20 protein-coding genes and 1 pseudogene are annotated in these 17451 nt (G+C 63.3%); 7 read left to right on the forward strand and 14 right to left on the reverse strand.

Going from position 1 to position 17451, the window contains the following annotated elements:
- Nucleotides 1-39 precede the first annotated feature (39 nt).
- From EP379_RS17045 to EP379_RS13675, 3 genes and pseudogenes are all read left to right on the forward strand, one after another.
- Nucleotides 40-588: pseudogene (locus EP379_RS17045) on the forward strand (cyclin-dependent kinase inhibitor 3 family protein); the annotation flags it as partial.
- Nucleotides 586-1275, forward strand: a complete 690-nt coding sequence (locus EP379_RS17050) for a hypothetical protein (protein ID WP_127478935.1) — start codon at nt 586-588, stop codon at nt 1273-1275. The pseudogene EP379_RS17045 and the gene EP379_RS17050, both read left to right, overlap by 3 nt.
- Before the next feature lie 135 nt (nt 1276-1410).
- Nucleotides 1411-2367, forward strand: coding sequence for an IS5 family transposase (locus EP379_RS13675; protein WP_127478331.1), 957 nt, complete (start codon nt 1411-1413; stop codon nt 2365-2367).
- A 174-nt stretch (nt 2368-2541) separates the two neighbouring features.
- Here EP379_RS13675 and EP379_RS13680 read toward each other — a convergent pair whose 3' ends face one another.
- The 6 genes from EP379_RS13680 to EP379_RS13700 form a co-directional block, all read right to left on the reverse strand.
- Nucleotides 2542-3780: an ISL3 family transposase gene (locus tag EP379_RS13680; RefSeq protein WP_127478143.1), complete on the reverse strand. Its 1239-nt coding sequence runs from the start codon at nt 3778-3780 to the stop codon at nt 2542-2544.
- Nucleotides 3781-3796: 16 nt separating this feature from the next.
- Nucleotides 3797-4171, reverse strand: a complete 375-nt coding sequence (locus EP379_RS13685; protein WP_127478332.1) for a hypothetical protein — start codon at nt 4169-4171, stop codon at nt 3797-3799.
- A gap of 129 nt (nt 4172-4300) precedes the next feature.
- Nucleotides 4301-4636, reverse strand: a complete 336-nt coding sequence (locus EP379_RS13690; RefSeq protein WP_127478333.1) for a type II toxin-antitoxin system RelE/ParE family toxin — start codon at nt 4634-4636, stop codon at nt 4301-4303.
- Nucleotides 4637-4687: 51 nt separating this feature from the next.
- On the reverse strand, nt 4688-5074 hold the full coding sequence (locus tag EP379_RS16555; RefSeq protein WP_197722799.1) for a type II toxin-antitoxin system death-on-curing family toxin: 387 nt from the start codon (nt 5072-5074) through the stop codon (nt 4688-4690).
- Nucleotides 5071-5298 carry an AbrB/MazE/SpoVT family DNA-binding domain-containing protein gene (locus EP379_RS16560; protein ID WP_197722800.1) on the reverse strand — a complete coding sequence of 76 codons (228 nt, stop codon included), beginning with the start codon at nt 5296-5298 and terminating at the stop codon, nt 5071-5073. Before EP379_RS16560 ends, EP379_RS16555 begins: the two co-directional genes overlap by 4 nt.
- A gap of 145 nt (nt 5299-5443) precedes the next feature.
- Nucleotides 5444-6223, reverse strand: a complete 780-nt coding sequence (locus EP379_RS13700; RefSeq protein WP_127478335.1) for a type IV pili methyl-accepting chemotaxis transducer N-terminal domain-containing protein — start codon at nt 6221-6223, stop codon at nt 5444-5446.
- A 348-nt stretch (nt 6224-6571) separates the two neighbouring features.
- Here EP379_RS13700 and sat point away from each other — a divergent pair, with 348 nt between their 5' ends.
- Nucleotides 6572-7768, forward strand: a complete 1197-nt coding sequence (gene sat / locus EP379_RS13705; RefSeq protein WP_127478336.1) for a sulfate adenylyltransferase — start codon at nt 6572-6574, stop codon at nt 7766-7768.
- A gap of 67 nt (nt 7769-7835) precedes the next feature.
- Here sat and EP379_RS13710 read toward each other — a convergent pair whose 3' ends face one another.
- The 8 genes from EP379_RS13710 to napF form a co-directional block, all read right to left on the reverse strand.
- Nucleotides 7836-8282: a bacteriohemerythrin gene (locus EP379_RS13710; protein ID WP_127478337.1), complete on the reverse strand. Its 447-nt coding sequence runs from the start codon at nt 8280-8282 to the stop codon at nt 7836-7838.
- A gap of 263 nt (nt 8283-8545) precedes the next feature.
- A complete protein-coding gene (locus EP379_RS13715) occupies nt 8546-9175 on the reverse strand; it encodes a NapC/NirT family cytochrome c (RefSeq protein WP_127478338.1) in 630 nt (209 codons plus the stop codon).
- An 80-nt stretch (nt 9176-9255) separates the two neighbouring features.
- Nucleotides 9256-9699, reverse strand: coding sequence for a nitrate reductase cytochrome c-type subunit (locus EP379_RS13720; protein WP_127478339.1), 444 nt, complete (start codon nt 9697-9699; stop codon nt 9256-9258).
- Nucleotides 9696-10592 carry a quinol dehydrogenase ferredoxin subunit NapH gene (gene napH, locus EP379_RS13725; protein WP_127478340.1) on the reverse strand — a complete coding sequence of 299 codons (897 nt, stop codon included), beginning with the start codon at nt 10590-10592 and terminating at the stop codon, nt 9696-9698. The genes EP379_RS13720 and napH overlap by 4 nt, the downstream gene beginning before the upstream one ends.
- Complete coding sequence (napG, locus tag EP379_RS13730; protein ID WP_127478341.1) at nt 10592-11446, reverse strand: ferredoxin-type protein NapG; 855 nt, start codon at nt 11444-11446, stop codon at nt 10592-10594. Before napG ends, napH begins: the two co-directional genes overlap by 1 nt.
- Nucleotides 11447-11466: 20 nt before the next feature.
- Nucleotides 11467-14010 (reverse strand): nitrate reductase catalytic subunit NapA, encoded by a 2544-nt coding sequence (napA, locus tag EP379_RS13735; RefSeq protein WP_127478342.1) that lies wholly within the window; start codon nt 14008-14010, stop codon nt 11467-11469.
- Nucleotides 14007-14297, reverse strand: coding sequence for a chaperone NapD (locus tag EP379_RS13740; RefSeq protein WP_127478343.1), 291 nt, complete (start codon nt 14295-14297; stop codon nt 14007-14009). The genes napA and EP379_RS13740 overlap by 4 nt, the downstream gene beginning before the upstream one ends.
- The gene (gene napF, locus EP379_RS13745) at nt 14294-14800 is read right to left on the reverse strand and encodes a ferredoxin-type protein NapF (RefSeq protein ID WP_127478344.1); all 507 of its coding nucleotides are present in this window, start codon (nt 14798-14800) and stop codon (nt 14294-14296) included. The genes EP379_RS13740 and napF overlap by 4 nt, the downstream gene beginning before the upstream one ends.
- A 283-nt stretch (nt 14801-15083) precedes the next feature.
- On the opposite strand from napF, the gene moaA reads away from it, so the two are divergent.
- From moaA to EP379_RS13760, 3 genes are all read left to right on the forward strand, one after another.
- Nucleotides 15084-16067: a GTP 3',8-cyclase MoaA gene (moaA, locus tag EP379_RS13750; RefSeq protein ID WP_127478345.1), complete on the forward strand. Its 984-nt coding sequence runs from the start codon at nt 15084-15086 to the stop codon at nt 16065-16067.
- A 96-nt stretch (nt 16068-16163) separates the two neighbouring features.
- Nucleotides 16164-17030 carry an HDOD domain-containing protein gene (locus tag EP379_RS13755; protein WP_127478346.1) on the forward strand — a complete coding sequence of 289 codons (867 nt, stop codon included), beginning with the start codon at nt 16164-16166 and terminating at the stop codon, nt 17028-17030.
- 37 nt (nt 17031-17067) lie between these two features.
- Complete coding sequence (locus tag EP379_RS13760) at nt 17068-17382, forward strand: hypothetical protein (RefSeq protein ID WP_127478347.1); 315 nt, start codon at nt 17068-17070, stop codon at nt 17380-17382.
- Nucleotides 17383-17451 lie beyond the last annotated feature (69 nt).

Consider the following 17451-nt stretch of genomic DNA (forward strand, 5'->3'; position numbering starts at 1 on the left):
GGCCGGCAACCTACAGGAACCGCCTCCGGGGATGGCACCATGGCAATCGTACGAACCAGCCACACACACCCTCTGCAGATCGCCGAAGTGCGCGCGAGCCCGTCCCACGGACGAATCGGCATAACCTTCTGCCCCGGCAAGCACGACCGTTTTGCCCATACCGGCGCCTGGGAGCGCGACCTCGGCCTCGATCTGGATGTCATCGCCGCATGGGGCGCGCGGCGCGTGCTGACCCTGGTCGAGTCCGCCGAACTCGTGGAACTCAAGGTGCCGCAGCTGGGACACGAGATCCGGCAGCGGGGCATCGAATGGCGCCATCTCCCCATTGCCGACTACTCCGTTCCCGGCGCGGCGTTTGAGCAGCAATGGCTCACGGAAGGCCGCGAGATCCGCACGCTGCTGCGCAACGGACAGCATGTGCTGGTGCATTGCAAGGGCGGACTCGGCCGTGCCGGCATGATCGCGGCGCGGTTGCTGGTGGAACTGGGCATGGAACCCGGCGAGGCGATCCGCTCCGTGCGGCGCGTGCGCAAGGGCGCCATCGAAACCCCCGCGCAGCTGGCACTGGTGCGGCGCACCACCCCCATGGCTGACGCAGCCGGAACGCTGCTCGATACCGCCGCCATGCAGCGGGTGGGCGGCCAACTCGGCAGCAACCCTGCCGGCCTGTTCCAGGATGCCGATGGCAAACGTTACTACGTCAAGACGCTGGAATCGCCCGCCCATGCGCGCAACGAAATGCTCGCTGCCCGCCTCTACCAACTGGCCGGCGCACCGACATTGAAATACGTGGCCACAAAGGCCCCCGACCAGATCGCCACCGAGTGGATCGAACTCGACAAGAAGTGCGTCGCCCGCCTCAGCGCGGACGAGCGCAAACAGGCGCAGCAGTGGTTCGGTGTGCATGCCTGGACAGCCAACTGGGATGCGGCTGGCCTCGATGGCGACAATCAGGGCGTCGTCAACGGCACCGTGCTGACCCTCGATGTCGGCGGGGCCCTGGCCTTCCGCGCCCACGGCGACCCCAAGGGCAAGGCCTTCGGCACCCGCGTCGATGAGATCGACCTGTTGCGCAGCGACCCGGACAACCCACACGCAGTACAGCTCTTCGCCGGCATGAGCCGCGACGACATCAGGCAGGCCATCGGGGTGGTAACGCAAATCGCCGACGCGCAGATTCGTCAGGTCATCATGGAAGGCGGCGGCAGCGACGCATTGGCCGACAAGATGATCGCGCGCAAGGCGGATATGGCAAGGCGACTGGAATCGGCGTGAGCTGATTCAGCCTACTCTGCTCCGGCTCAAATTATTCCGTCTCGCGGAATATCCATCCCAATTCACTTAGGGAACTTCTGCAAAAGTCCCCGATCTGATCTTGCAACCGCATGACCGGAGCCGAGGACGGGGAAAATGAAACAACTGAGCATGACCACGGGGTTCGAGAAATACACCAAGGCGACCAAGCGCCAGGCGTTTCTGTCCGACATGGACCGCCTGCTGCCGTGGGCGGAGCTGTGCGCGCTGATAGCGCCGCACTACCCGCAGGCCGGTAACGGCCGGCCGCCGAAGGAGCTGGAGATGATGCTGCGCATCCACTTCCTCCAGCAGTGGTTCAATCTCTCGGACCCGATGGCCGAGGAAGCCCTGTACGACTCGCTCAGCATGCGCGCCTTCGCCGGCATCGACCTGGGCGAGCATCCGGTGCCGGACGAAACCACGATCTGCCGCTTCCGCCACCTGCTGGAGCAGCATGGCCTGGGTCGCAAGCTGTTCCAGCAGATGCACCAGTACCTGCAACGCCATGGCTTCAAGCTGGGCACCGGCACCATCGTCGATGCCACCCTCATCAGCGCCCCGTCCTCGACCAAGAACAAGGACCAGCAGCGCGACCCGGACATGCACCAGACCAAGAAGGGCAACCAGTGGTATTTCGGCATGAAGGCCCATGTCGGTGTCGACCACCGCACCAAGCTCATCCACTCGGTGGTGGCCACCTCCGCCAACGTCCACGACTCCCACTGCCTGCCCGACCTGCTGCACGGCGATGAAACCCGCGTCTGGGGGGATTCGGCCTATCAGGGCCAGACCGAGGTCATCAAACAGCATGCGCCCAGGGCCCGCGACCTCACCCACCGACGCTACCGCTACAAGGGCTGGGTCGACGAAGCCGAACGGGCGAAGAACCGCCTCAAGTCCACCATCCGGGCACGGGTCGAACACAGCATCGGTGTCATCAAACGGATATTCGGTTTCGCCAAGACCCGCTACCGGGGATTGGAGAAGAATGCCAACCGCCTGTTTGTCACCTGTGCCCTGGCCAACATCTACCTGGTGCGCAGGCAGCTGCTGCGTACTTTGCAGGCGTAGTGCCGATGCACTACGCCAAATGCGGCTCACGGGCCGCCGGGATGAGCAAATACCGGCGCTGCCGGTGCGATTCGGCGCGTGATGACTCGCTGGTATCGACGATTTGCTCATATTGGATTACTTGTTCAGAGCATCCCTAGAAATCAGGGTCATCACCTGATCGAGTGGGTTGAATCACCGATTTCTCATCTGAGCGGGGTGTAGGTCAAGGCCGCCGAGATGGAAGTAGATGGCAGTACGGAAACGCTCCCGATTGCGGAACCCCCGCGCCCGGTTCTTCATGTGCTGGATGCGGCTGTTGATGCTTTCGGCATGGCCATTGTGTACCTTCAACACCACGGCATTGATGATGCCCCACAGGTGCTTCTTGATCGTTGCGGCGGTTTTCTTCACCGGCTCCAGTCGGCTGCGTACAGCCCAAGACAGCCAGCGCATCCAGCCCTTGGCCGCCCAGGTGCGGCTGTCGTAGTGCCACAGGCCCATGGCGAATTCCTTGATGGCCCAGGCCCGCGCCGTTTTCAGGCTGCCATCGCGCAGTGCACGAAAGCGGTTCTGCTGCGCACGCGTCATGTTGGCCGGGTTGGTGAGCCAGTCATATTTGCTGCCCTTGAGGCAGTCCTCGCCCACGGCCAACAGGGAGCGATGCTCCTGTCGCCGTACCTTGTCCACCGCATCATTCAGGTACTTGGCGACATGAAACTTGTCGAAGGCGATTTTCTCCCGCGCCTGTGGGATGTGCGCCTCCGTGGCGCTGATATAGGCCGGCCACATGTCCATCGCCACCGCCTTGATGTTGGCCTTCTGCTCATCACTCAGCCCGGCATAGTAGGCCGACAGGCTCTCCGTCTTGCGGTCGTCCGCCACGTGCAGCACGACGCCACGTTCCTGGTCAGTCACCACGGTCACGTACTCGTGGCGCCGGGCGAAGGCGGTCTCGTCCACGCTCAAGTATTCCGGCGCTTGGCTCTCACGGCGGGACAGCCCGCGCTTCACCGCGCGCTGCATCACTCTGTCGATGGCGCCCCAACTCAGCTTCAATTGTCGCGCCACCGCCTGCGTGCTCGCCTCCTTCAGCCAGTCAATGAGCAGCGCCTCGAACAGCGCCGTGAAACCCGAACCCGGTTCTGCCCACGGGACCGCCACCGTGACCACCCCGTGCTCTGCACATTGCACCCGCGGCACGTCCGCTTCCAGCACCGTCTTGTACTGGCAGGTGTCCAGATGGCGCCATTGCCGACGCCTGTTGTCGTAGCCGGGGCTGGGGCGTCCACAGTGCGGACAGCTCCACGTCACTCCCGGCTCCGGGACCACGTGAATCCGAACCTCCTCGGCATCACGCAGCAACTGCACATCGGCCACCTTCCACGGCGACCGTAAGCCAAGAATCTGGGCGTATAGGTCTATGTCTCTCATGACTCAACAGGGTAAGCTACCCACTCGATACGGGGAAGAGCCAGAAATCAAACTCGCCATCGACGACCCGTTTTTCCAGGCCGAGCTGCGCGGCCTTGCTGAAGGCGATGCGCCAGAGTTTCTTGTCCCTGTCCCAAAAGCCACCCGCCGCCTTGATGCGCTCGCGCAGTTCGGATTCGCCGTAGCCGACGCGAACCAGGACCAGTTCATCTTTGGGAATAAAGGTTCCCGGCAGCCAGTCCTGTTCGTCCACGGCCAGCTCGACGGTGGTGATGCGCTTGCGGCGCTGGTGGTCGTAGCGGTAACGCACGCAGATGAGCTGGTCGCCGTACTGCGCGGCATAGCGCTTGGTGCCGTTCTGTCCCGGCCTGAGGGTCGCCTTGATCTGCATCCTGACCTCCTTGTCGGTTGCGCCGGCGGGCGGCGTCTGGGGGGAGCGGTCCGTGCCTGTGGTTTCGTTTATACGCCCATCGGCACGCAGCCTTCAAGAGTCGGCGCTGGCAGCACGGGTCCGACGCCCTCAGTCAGCACTCTTCGTCCAGTCTTCGTGACCGTGGCGCACGCGGATGATGAAGAGGCCACCGGCTGCGTCGATGATATCGATCACAATGTGTGATTTGATGCGATGGATACGGACAGGAGGGCCGAGTTCGGGACGTTCGCGGGCGGCCAGCGGATTCACGGCCAGGAACTGGAAGGTCCTTTCCAGCAGGTCGTGATACTGCTCGGCCTGCTGGAGGCCGAATTGCCGGGCACCGTCGAGGAAGATTGCGATGATGTCTTCCTCCGCCTTGCGGCTCAGGGTGTAACCCCTGTCGGAGTCAACCGCCGGCCACCGCTTTGGAGAACCGGGGATGTACCACGGCTCACCCCAGGCTCCGCCGGTACATCATGTGTCCGTCGGTAATCAGCGCGGCGCGCTGTGTTCCCGCAGCCAGAGCGCGAGTGCGGCTTCATCCATGTCGCCTGCGGCGAGCGCCAGCGTGGTCAGCACGCATGCCGCATCGCCGGCGGTGAGTTGCATGCCGTTCAGCGCCATGAACAGTTCCATGCAGACAAAGGCCGTGCGCTTGTTGCCGTCGATGAAGGGATGGTTGCGGGCGATGCCGAAGGCGTAGGCAGCGGCGCAGTCGGCTGCGTCGGGTTCGCCATAGGCGGCAAGATTTTTCGGGCGGTCGAGGGCGGAGGCGAGCAGCCCGGCATCGCGAATACCTGCCGGGCCACCGTGTTCTGCAAGCTGGCTTTCGTGGACGGCCTGGACAACCGCCTCATCGAGCCAGACGAAGGCGGTCACTTGGCCAGTTCCCGCAGCACGTTGCGGCGGCGCTTCATGATTTCCTCGGCCAGGGTCATCTGCTTTTCGAAGTCCGGGTCGAACTCGGTGATGCGATAGCCGTCCGGCGACTCGGTCAGGAATACGGTGTCGCCCTTCTCCAGCTTCATGCGCACAAGCGCCTCCTTGGGCAGGATCACACCGACGGAGTTGCCGATCTGGGTAAGTTTCAGCGTGAAGTGCATGGCGTGCCCCCGGCATCAGTTATAACGAGTGTTATATTATGAAGCCAGAGCAAGAAACTCAAGGGAATGGGGCCAGCCCCGATGCCATCTGCCTGGACAGTCATCGGGTCGGCCCGGCTTTCCATGATATGTGCCGCGCCCGGCGCTATTTCTTGTCCAGCGCCCCGTACAGCGCGGTGAGCTGGTCGGCGTCGTCGAGCATGCGCTCGGAGGTGGTGGAGATGAGGAAGGACAGGTTGCCGGCCTTGTCGGAGCGGGCCTTGAGCAGCAGCTGGTAGGCGCGATCCAGGTTGTTGAGCAGGGCGACCATCTCCTTGTTGTTGCCGCCGAAGGCGCGCAGCTCTTTCAGGCCCGCCGCGTATTCCTTGGCCGCGGTGTCGGCCATGGCCTCTTCGTCGGGACCACCAACGCCCCACAGTCTGAGCAGATAGAACATGGCCATACGCTGCGACAGCATGCGCTGGCGGCCGGCGACGTTGACCAGTCGGCCGGTGGCCGAGGAGGCGTCCTGTTCCATCTGCACCACGACCTCATGGGTCAACGGCAGCAGCTGGTGCGCGATCGCCAGCATCTTTTGTGCATTGTCTTTCGAGGGGGTCGTGAGGGCCAGTTCACGGTAGGGCGCCCAGGCCGTGCGCACCCGCGCCAGTCCGGCCTTGACCGCCTCGCCCACCGGCAGGGTTTCCAGTTGCAGCAGATTGGCCTCGAACAGATTGACCGCCTGCTGCAACTGCTCGTGGGAGGCGCCGGTGTCCTCCCCCAGGCCGAGTTCGCAATAGCTCTTGAGGATGCGCTGCGACAGCATGCGTTGCATGCCGGCCTTGTCGATGGCGTCGTTCTCGGTCATGCGCCCCTGCCAGGCGGCAGTGGCCAGCGAGGAATACAATACAGCGAAGAGCACCCCTGCCCATTTGGTCTGTTTCATGATCAGTCCTTGTTTCTGTTTGTTATGTCCACCCGCCCGCCGGCAGGACTACTCCCTCCGGCGAAGACGGCTATCACTTTCGGATTGAATCCGAGCGCGGCACTCTGATCCTTGTCCTATATCAAGGATCCGGGCGCCGCAGGCGGCCGTTTCACCTATTAATACCCCCATTACTGCAACCTATTTTTCCCCTTTCCGGCGCTGGTGTATGGTGTTCGCCTTGCCACCGGCGCGCCGGGCGGACGACCGCCGCGCGCCTTGATATAACGCAAAAATCACAGCGGTGGCGCCGATTTACAACACTTAACCGCCCAGGCGGGAGCAAAACTCAAACAAGAGGTGACACCGATGATCAAACCTGTTGGTTCCGATGAACTGAAACCGCTCTTTGTCTACGACCCGTCCAAGCACGACGCCCTCAAGCACGAGGCGGAGGCCCTGCCCTCGATGCTGCTGACCTCCCAGGCGGCAGCCAATGCGGTGATGATGGGTTCCGGTTACTTCAGCCCGCTGCCGGGCTACATGAACGTGGCCGACGCCATGGGCGCTGCCGAGAAGATGACCCTGACCAACGGCAAGTTCTTCCCGGTGCCGGTAATGAACCTGACCACCAAGGATCAGGTCGACGGCCTCAAGGGCGCCAAGCGCATCGCCCTGCGCGACCCCAACGTCGAGGGCAACCCGGTGCTGGCCGTGATGGACGTGGAGAAGATCGAAGAGGTCACCGACGCCCAGATGGAAACGATGACCAAAAAGGTCTACCGCACCACCGACCCCGAACACCCCGGCGTTGCCGCCTTCAACAGCCAGGGCCGTTACGCCCTCTCCGGCCCGATCCAGGTGTTGAACTTTTCCTACTTCTCCGAGGACTTCCCCGACACCTTCCGCACGGCGGTGGAAATCCGCAACGAAATCCAGGAGCGCGGCTGGAAGAAGGTCGTCGCCTTCCAGACCCGCAACCCCATGCACCGCGCCCACGAGGAGCTGTGCCACATGGCCATGGAGCGCCTCGGCGCCGACGGCCTGGTCATCCACATGCTGCTCGGCAAGCTGAAGAAGGGTGATATACCGGCCCCTGTGCGCGACAACTGCATCCGCAAGATGGTCGAGCTCTACTTCAAGCCGAACAGCGCCATGGTCACCGGCTACGGCTTCGACATGCTCTATGCCGGCCCGCGCGAGGCCGTGCTGCACGCCTATTTCCGCCAGAACATGGGCGCCACCCACTTCATCATCGGCCGCGATCATGCCGGCGTGGGCGACTACTACGGCCCGTTCGATGCCCAGAAGATCTTCGAGGAAGAGGTGCCGAAGGGTGCGCTGCAAATCGAGATGTTCATGGCCGACAACACCGCCTGGTCGAAGAAGCTGAACAAGGTCGTGATGATGCGCGAGGCCCCGGACCACACCAAGGACGACTTCATCACCCTCTCCGGGACCAAGGTGCGCGAGATGCTCGGCCGCGGCGAGGCGCCGCCGCCGGAGTTCTCCCGTCCGGAAGTGGCCAAGATCCTGATGGACTACTACCAGAGCCTGGACAAGTAAGCCGTCGCATTGAGGCCAGACAAAAGGGGCGCTGCTGGCGCCCCTTTTGCTTTGTCGCTGTCGTGCCTCAACCAAACAGCTTTTTCATGAGCCCCTTCACCCAGGTCTCGCCGCCTTCCTGCGCGATCACCTGTTGCACCGTCGCGGCGTAACGTTTGTCTTCCTGCTTGATGTGGTTGGCCACCCAACTGGTCAACATGGCCAGCAATTCTTCCGTGACATCATCGCCCTTGGCGTAGCGGCCGCGAAAATCCGCCAGCTTCTTCACGAAGATCTCGTGCACCCGTTCGTGGGCGCTGCGAAACTCGTAGTTGGCCTCCTCCATGAGCTTCTCCTCGAACAGGAAATTGTTCACTGCGAAATCCAGCAGTTGCTCCAGAACCCAGCCGGTCTGCTCACGGTCCCCCGTCTGCTGCGCCGCACTCAGGGTGTTGATGAAATCGCCGAGGCGGCGGTTCTGCACATCGATCTCGGCAATACCCGTGTCGAGCTCTTCCGTCCACTGCATGCGCATTTTTCTTCTCCCGTGGTAGAGGTGATTGGGCGCTCCTCCTGCCTGCCACCCTTATAGTTGTGCTGCATTCCCTGCCGCGGTGTCCGCGCCGGAATGTGAACCCCGGCAAGGTCGGACATGAATAACTATGCGCCGAAATGCGCCGGTTGACCACTCAAGACCGAGCGCATTACGCGGGTACTGCAAAGCAAAAAGGGGCGCCACAGGCGCCCCCTTTTGCCTTGCCTCACGCCCGCCCCTGTCCGGGCCGGCGCTCCCTTACCTCAATGCCGCTTACCGTCGCCCATGGCGGCGGACGGGTCCACCTCGACCATCGCCGGCAGCGAGTGGGCGATGCCCTTGTGACAATCGATGCAGGTCTTGCCTTCGTCGAAGCCCTCGATGTGCTGCATGCGGCCGCGACGCCCCTGCTTGGTATAGTCCATGGACTTGAAGTCGTGGCAGTTGCGGCACTCGCGCGAATCGGTCTTCTTCATCGCATGCCAAACGTTCCGCGCCAGTTGCAGGCGCTTGGCCTCGAACTTCTCCGGGGTGTCGATGCTGCCGAGCAGCTTGTGCCACACCTCGTTGCTGGCCTGGATCTTGCGCACGATCTTGTGTGTCCACTCCTTCGGCACGTGGCAGTCCGGGCAGGTGGCGCGCACACCGGAGCGGTTGTTGTAATGGATGGTGTTCTGGTATTCGCGGTACACGTTCTCTTCCATCTCATGGCAGGAGATGCAGAACTGCTCGGTGTTGGTCGCCTCCATCGCTGTATTGAAGCCGCCCCAGAGCACGATACCGGCGACGATACCAATTCCCAGCAAGGAGCCCGCGGCGTAGCGGGTGCTGGGGCGCTTCAGCGCTCCCCACCAGCGCGCCAGGATATTTTTGTCTGCGTTTGCACTGGACATGGCTGCCTCTCGCTTCTTCATTCGTGGTCACTGTCGCCGCGCCTCGGCGCGACGTACTGCGTCTGCTCGCCGCTACACAATCAGCGGTTGCTGATCGTCGGCAACGGCTGGAAGGTATTCTCCACCAGCGGCGCGGCATCGGCCTGCGGCACATGGCACTGGGTACAGAAGTAGCGCCGGGCCGATACATTGGCCAGGTCGTTGCCTTCGCGATCGGCGAAGTGAGTCTGGCTGATCTTGGTGGCCTTGTTCTGCTTGTAGTTGGCCCAGCTATGGCAGGTCAGGCACTTGTTGACCTTCTGGTTGATGACATAGCCTTCGACCGTATGTGGAATCAGCGGCGGCTGCTGCACATAGTCGCGCGGGATCGGATCACGATCCTGCCAGTGCTTGATCTCCACTGCCTGGGAATCATGGGATATCTCCTGGTCACCGCGTAGCGAAACCACGCCTGCCGCCCACAGCGGAGCATTGGCTAGCATCGCCAGCAGCATCACTCCACCCAACACCATAGACCTTTTCATGGCGCCACCTCCGTCTTATGTAGAAACTGGTTGTTTGTCGAATTGTTGAAGCGTGTGTCGATCCTGAATACGTCCTTGCTGCACACATCGATGCACCGGCCGCAATTGGTGCAGTTGGGCGACAGGATCAGCGGTCCTGCCCCGCTCGCCTCGCCCTTGAGGGCCGGCCGGATCACCTGCGGTTCCGGACAGACCTCGAAGCAATCCATGCAGTCATTACAGCGGGCCCGTGCCACCGCGCTGATCCGCACCACACTCGCCTTACCGAGCAGGCTGTAAAACGCCCCCACCGGACACAGATGGCCGCACCAACCGCGCCGGCTGACGAAGGCGTCGAACAGAAACAGCGCCACCAACAGCAGCCAGGCGGAGCCGATACCGAACACCAGGGCGCGATACACGCTGGAAACCGGGTTCACCAACTCCCAGGCCAGGCTGCCCGTGAGCAGTGCCAGCAACAACGTCAGCGCCAGAATCCAGTAGCGCGTACTGCGCGAGAAATTCGCCGTACTCTTGAAACCCAGGCGGCGATTCAGCCAGGCCGCCGCATCGGTAATGATGTTCACCGGACACACCCAGGCGCAGTACGCGCGCCCGCCGACCAGCAGATAGAACACCACCACAATCGCCGCACCGATCCAGGCGACCTGCATCGGCCGTCCCCCGCTCAGCAGCATCTGCAGCAACAGATAGGGATCGGTGAGCGGCAGCCACTCCAACGTCAGGCTCGATGCCAGCGAGCCCTCGACGATCCAAACGCCAAACCACGGCCCGAGCAGAAACAGACCCAGAATGCCCAACTGGCTGACACGCCGCAGCAACAACCATTTGTGTGCTGCCCACCAGCCCTTGCTGACGACGGCGTCGTGTCCCGCATACTGGCCCGCGCGCATCACAGACCTTCCTGCCCACGCTTGAGCGTCTCAAGCGGATCGTCGGCATAGGGACTGGCCGGCGCCGCCTCATCGATGATGAGTCCACGCCCTTCGTAGTCGTAGCGCATGCCTTCCGGCAGGTTGTACTGATGCTCCCGATCCGGCGCCACCAGACTGCCGCCGGCCTGCCGCTTTTCCTCCCAGCCGAGGCGATAGTGCTTGCCGAGCTTGCCGCGCGCCAGATGCAGCGGCAGCACCTTGATTGCCGCTTCCTCAAGGATGCAGGCCTTCTCGCATTTGCCGCATCCGGTGCAGGCATCCGCATGCACCTCCGGTATGAACAGCGCATGCTTGCCGGAACGGAGGTTGTGGCGCAGCTCCAGCGTGATCGCCTTGCCGCGCACCGGGCAGATGTTGAAACACACCTCGCAGCGCAGGCCCTGGAAGGCGATACAGTTCTCCTGATCCACCACTACCGCGAGTCCCATGCGGGCGTCGTCGATGTTGGTCAGCTCGTGATCCAGCGCCCCCGTCGGACACGCCTTCACACAGGGGATGTCGGGACACATCTCGCAGGGGATCTCCCGGGCGATGAAGTATGGCGAGCCGTTGGCCACCTGCTCGCCCAATTCCGCCAGCCGCAGCGTGTCGAACGGGCAGTCACGCACACACAGTCCGCAGCGGATGCAGGCGCCGAGAAACTTCTCCTCATCCAGCGCACCGGGTGGACGGATGGCCTCGGCCGGCAACGAGGCGGCGGAGCGCGCGTACAGTCCCACGCCCAACCCGAGCAAGGCGACACCGCAGGCGGTCCGGGTGACTTCACCCAGGAACCGCCGCCGTGATACTGCCTTGACTTCGCTGCCCGCCATTGCCGCTCACCCGCGCTGCATTACGCCCGCATCACCTTGACCGCGCACTTCTTGAAGTCCGTTTCCTTGGAAATCGGACAGGTCGCGTCGAGGGTCAGCTTGTTGACCAGACGGCCGGCGTCGAACCAGGGGATGAAGATCAGTCCCTCGGGCGGACGATTACGGCCGCGGGTCTCCACCATCAGCGTGATCTCGCCGCGCCGGCTGGCCACCTTGGCCATCATGCCGCGTTTGAGGCCGCGCTTCTCGGCATCCTTCGGATGCATGAACAGGACCGCATCCGGGAAGGCGCGATACAGTTCCGGCACGCGGCGCGTCATGGAGCCGGAGTGCCAGTGCTCCAGCACACGGCCGGTGGACAGCCACAGGTCGTATTCCTGGTCCGGCGACTCGGCCGCCGGCTCGTAGGGCAGGGCGATGATGTTGGCCTTGCCGTCCTTGTTGCCGTAGAACTGCCAGCCGGCGCCCGCCGGCACATGCGGGTCATAGCCTTCCTTGTAGCGCCACAGCGTCTCCTTGCCGTTGATCACCGGCCAGCGCAGGCCACGCACCTGATGGTAGTGATCGAACTCGGCCAGCTCATGACCCTTCTTCGGACCTTCCAGGGAGAAGATGCGGTACTCCTCGTACAGGCCCTTCTGCACATAGAAACCGTAGCGTTCCGACTCGTCGTTGTCGTAGACGTTGCCCTGGGCATCGGTAATCTTCTGCTTCGGGAACTTGTTCACCGCACCGTTGGCGAACAAGATGTCGAACAGGGTTTTGCCTTTGTACTCCGGCTTCTTGGCGAGCAGTTCCGCCGGCCACACCTCTTCCACCTTGAAACGCTTGGAGAACTCCATCAGCTGCATCAGATCGGACTGCGCCTCGCCCGGCGCTTTCACCTGCTGGCGCCAGAACTGGGTACGCCGCTCGGCGTTGCCGTAGGCGCCTTCCTTCTCCACCCACATCGCCGTCGGCAGGATCAGATCGGCCGCCACGGCAGAGACGGTGGGATAGGGATCGGACACCACGATGAAGTTGTCCGGATTACGCCAGCCCGGGTACAGCTCACCGTTGATGTTGGGACCGGCCTGCATGTTGTTGTTGCACATCTGCCAGTAGCAGTTGATTTTGCCGTCCTTCAGCAGGCGCGCCATCAACACCGCATGGGCGCCAACCTTGCCGTTGAGCGTACCCTCCGGCAACTTCCACACCTTCTCGGCGAAGGCGCGGTGATCGGCGTTGGCCACCACCAGGTCGGCGGGGAGGCGATGGGCGAAGGTGCCGACCTCACGCGCAGTGCCGCAGGCCGAGGGCTGGCCGGTGAGCGAGAACGGTCCGTTGCCCGGCTCGGAGATCTTGCCGGTGAGCAGATGGATGTTATAGACGAGGTTGTTCACCCAGGTGCCGCGGGTGTGCTGGTTGAAGCCCATGGTCCAGTAGGACACCACCTTGCGCTTCGGATCGGCATACAATTCGGCCAGCTCGATGAGCTGCTCCTTCGGCACCTTGGACAGCTGCGCCACCTTGTCCACGGTGTACTCGGCGACGAATTTCTTGTACTCCTCGAAGTCGATGGGGTCCATCTTGCCGGCCGTGGCGACATTCGCCGCCTTCTGCTCGCGCGGATCATTGGGGCGCAGACCGTAACCGATGTCCGTGGCACCCTTCTTGAAGTTGACGTGCTTGGCGATGAAATCCTTGTTCACCTTGCCGTTCTGGATGATGTAATTGGCGATGAAGTTGAGAATCGCCAGGTCGGTCTGCGGCTCGAACACGATGGGCAGGTCGGCCAGCTCGAAGCTGCGATGTTCGAAGGTGGACAGCACCGCGACCTTGACATGGTTGGCGGTGAGGCGGCGATCGGTGAGACGCGACCACAGGATCGGATGCATCTCCGCCATGTTGGAACCCCACAGCACGAAGGCATCGGCATGCTCCAGGTCGTCATAGCAGCCCATCGGCTCGTCGGCACCGAAGGTACGGATGAATCCCGCCACGGCCGAGGCCATACAGTGCCGTGCATTGGGATCGATGTTGTTGGAACGGAAGCCGGCCTTGTACAGCTTGGCCGCGGCATAGCCTTCCCACACCGTCCACTGCCCCGAGCCGAACATGGCGACGCTGGAGGTGAGCTGATCCGCCGGCTTGCCGGCATTGGCCGCCATATCCTTCTTCAGCGACTCCTTCCACTTCTGGGCCATGATGTCATAGGCCTGGTCCCAGCTGATCTCGGTGAACTCGCCTTCCTTGTCGTACTTGCCGTTTCGCATGCGCAGCAGCGGCTTGGTCAGGCGATCCTTGCCGTACATGATCTTGGAAAGGAAATAACCCTTGATGCAGTTGAGACCGCGATTGACCGGCGCATCCGGGTCACCCTGGGTGGCGACGACGCGGCCATCCTGGGTACCGACCAGCACGCTGCAGCCGGTGCCGCAGAAACGGCAGGCGGCCTTGTCCCAGCGGATCTTGCTGCTTGTGGACGCCAACGCGGTGTTGATACCGGGCACGGTGATTCCGGCAGCGGCAGCCGTAGCGGCGATGGCATTGGTCTTGATGAAATCACGCCTGGTCAGTTTCATTGCGAGGCCTCCTGTTCGGTAACGTCATTCTCGAATTGGTGATAAATCATCGCGGCAGACAGCACGCCCTCGACGTCGTATAGACGCATTACTGTTTCGCCTGTCATGCGCTCTGCACTCTCTTCCACCGTCACCACCATCTTTCCTTCCGGGGTCACGGCGTGAACTTCGACGCCGGGCAGTTGCGTCAGCTGTGCCCGCACCCGCTCGATATGCGCGGGCGCGGCATGCACCAGCACGCCGGCAACGGAAATGGCGGTTGCATCCTGGCTCAATGCTTCATTCATACGGATACCTCGACGGGATGGGGGCCGTAGCTCATGACGATGGCGGCAGCCGGACAGGGCGCAACACAGGCACCACAGCCGTTGCACAGCGCGGTGCTGACTTCCGGCGGCGCGACACGGCCGGCGGTGGGACGGAAACGGATGGCGCGCGCATCGCATTGCTCGCCGCAGCTGCGGCAGATCACGCCATGGTGGGTGAGACAGCCGCTGCCGATGCCGACACGCAACTGCCAGGGGGCCTCGCCTTCGTAAGCACGCAGGGCGCCACGCGTACAGCTGTCGAGACAGGCGCGGCAGAAGGTGCACTCGCCGCGCTGAAAATCGACCTTGGGGAAACCGCCACGCCCGGCGCTGAGCAGGCCTTGCGGACAGGCGCTGATGCACTGGCCGCAGCGATCGCAACGCTCGGCGAACAACCATTCTTCCAGCGCCCAGGGCGGACGCACGGCACGCCGCTCGCCGCGAAAATCGCCGCGCAGAAACTGCGTTCTGCTAATCGCCATATCCATCATGCTGCACCCCTGAGCTGACTGGCGTTGTCGTTATATGCGCACAAACGCTAAGGATTTGGGCACCGTAGTGACTTGATGTAAATCAAGCGCCACTGCGCCCTCACCCGTCACCATGACCCGCTCAGGGGGAAAACCGGCGTTATTTCGGGCAGATACAGGACATGACTCATCTCCCTATCCTCTGTGGGGGTACTACTTCAGAGGTAGTGCGGATCGCCGCGAAAATGCGCCAAACACTTGCATCATGACGGCGGAAGGACTAGAAACTCACCCCATGTCCCACACGCTCACCGACACCTACGGCAGACGCATCACCTATCTGCGCCTTTCGGTCACCGACCGCTGTGACCTGCGCTGTTTTTACTGCCTGCCGCAGGGCTTCACCGACTTCGAGGTGCCCGAGCACTGGCTCGACTTCGACGAGATCGAGCGTGTCGTCGCCGCCTTCGCCGACATGGGCGTGCAGCGCCTGCGTCTCACCGGCGGCGAACCGCTGGTGCGCAGGGGCCTGCCCGATCTGGCGGCGCAACTGTCCTCCATTCCCGGCATCGACGATCTGTCCCTGTCCACCAACGCCGTGCAACTGGCCAAACAGGCGCAGGCGCTGAAACAGGCCGGCGTGTCACGCCTCAATGTCAGTCTCGATTCGATCCAGGCCGACAGATTCAAACAGATCACCGGCGGCCCGCTGGACAAGGTGCTGCGCGGTCTGGCGACGGCGCAGCAGGCGGGCTTCCATCCCATCAAGCTCAACATGGTGGTGATGAAGGGGGTCAACGACGACGAGGTCGAGGCGATGGTGCAGTTCTGCATCGAGCACGGCTACACCCTGCGCTTCATCGAGACGATGCCCATGGGCGACACCGGCCGCGATGCCGCCGATCACTACCTCGATCTGCGCGAGGTGCGCGCGCGGCTGGAACAGCGCTTCGAACTCGTTGATGCCGTAATGCCCGGCGGCGGCCCGGCCAAGTACGTGCAGGTGGCCGGCACCGACCTCAAGCTCGGCTTCATCACCCCGATCTCGCAGCACTTCTGCGACACCTGCAACCGCGTGCGGCTCGGTGTCGACGGCACCCTCTACCTCTGCCTCGGCCAGGACCACAGCGTCGAACTGCGCCCGCACCTGCGCCAGGGCATCTCCCACGACGGCCTGGTCAATCTCCTCACCGAGGCCATCGCCCGCAAACCCCACAAGCACGAGTTCCGCGAAAAGCCCACCCAGGTCGTGCGCTTCATGTCGCAGACCGGCGGCTGATCCCCCGCTGCACCGCAACTTTCCTTGCCCCGGCCCCGGGGCTATGATGTAACGCACTGATTTACACCACATAACAACACATACAGGGAGTGTTTTGTGCCGACGGAAAACACGCCGTCCAGGCGGGACGAGGGGGAGCAGACCGCCCTGGAGCAGGACCTGCTGCGGACGCTGGAAAGCGAGATCGCCAGCAACCGTCTGGTGCTGCCCACCCTGCCGGAGATCGCCCTGCGCGTGCGCGAGCTGATGGCGCAGCCGGATTGCTCGGCCACCCAGCTGGCGCGACTCATCAGCAGCGACGCCGCCCTGGCGGCACGCCTGCTCAAGGTGGCCAACAGCAGCCGCTACCGCGGCCACAAGACCATCGACAGCATCCAGAGCGCCATCACCCGACTCGGCATGCAGCTGGTGCGCTCGCTGGTGACGCAACTGGCCCTGCTGCAGTCGCTGCACGGCGGCGCTGCCGACATCGGCCGCCAGCTCGCCGTCCTGTCGCGTCACAGCCTGGAGATCGGCGCGCACTGTCATGCCCTCGCCCAGTGCTACACCAAACTCGACCCGGAAGAGGCCCTGCTGGCGGGCCTGGTGCACGACATCGGCAAACTGCCGCTGCTGCTGCGCCTGCGCAGCCTGGGCGGCACGGGCGAGACCGCCGACCGTCTGGCGCGCCGCCTGCACGGCCGTGTCGGCGCCATGGTGCTGGAGGCCTGGCATTTCACGCCGGAGATGGTGGCGGTGGCGGCCGGCCATGAAGACGTGCAGCGCAATCCCTATGGCGCGCCCGACTATACCGACGTGGTGCTGCTGGCCCATCTGCTGCTGCACCTGCGCCACAACCGGCAGCAGCCATGGGCCGAACAGCTGCCCGTGTTCCGCAAGCTGCGCCGCAGTCCGCAGCAGATGCTCGACGACGACGTGCTGGCGCAACACACCCGCGCCGCCCTCGAGCGCCTGAGCACGTGACGCGCGCGCTTTGACATCCCGGCACGGTTGCTGAAGAATGCTGTTCCGTTTTCACCCCTATCCCACCCCGATGTCGCAGCGTGCCTTGCACATCGTTCTGGTCCTGGCCCTGCTGCTGTTCTCCTGGGTCGAGCTGGAACACAGCACCGACCTCGACGCCCACCATGGCGGCGAAAGCTGCGCCGTGTGCGTATTCGCCAGTCCGCTGGGCAACGGCCTCACACCCGCTGCCACGCTGTTCCTGCCGTCACCGCAGGTCACGTTCATCCCGCAGCAGACGCGGGCGGCGGCCGTCCTGCCGCAGCCGTACCGTCACACCCTGGGCCAGCGCGGCCCGCCGCCACACTCCTGATCCAGCAGCAATCCCCGGCTGACCCGCCCGCTACTCGTGGCGGGCCTGTTGATTTGCAATTTCAGGAGC

This window comes from Sulfurivermis fontis (genome assembly GCF_004001245.1).
Classification (GTDB): Bacteria; Pseudomonadota; Gammaproteobacteria; order Thiohalomonadales; family Thiohalomonadaceae; genus Sulfurivermis; species Sulfurivermis fontis.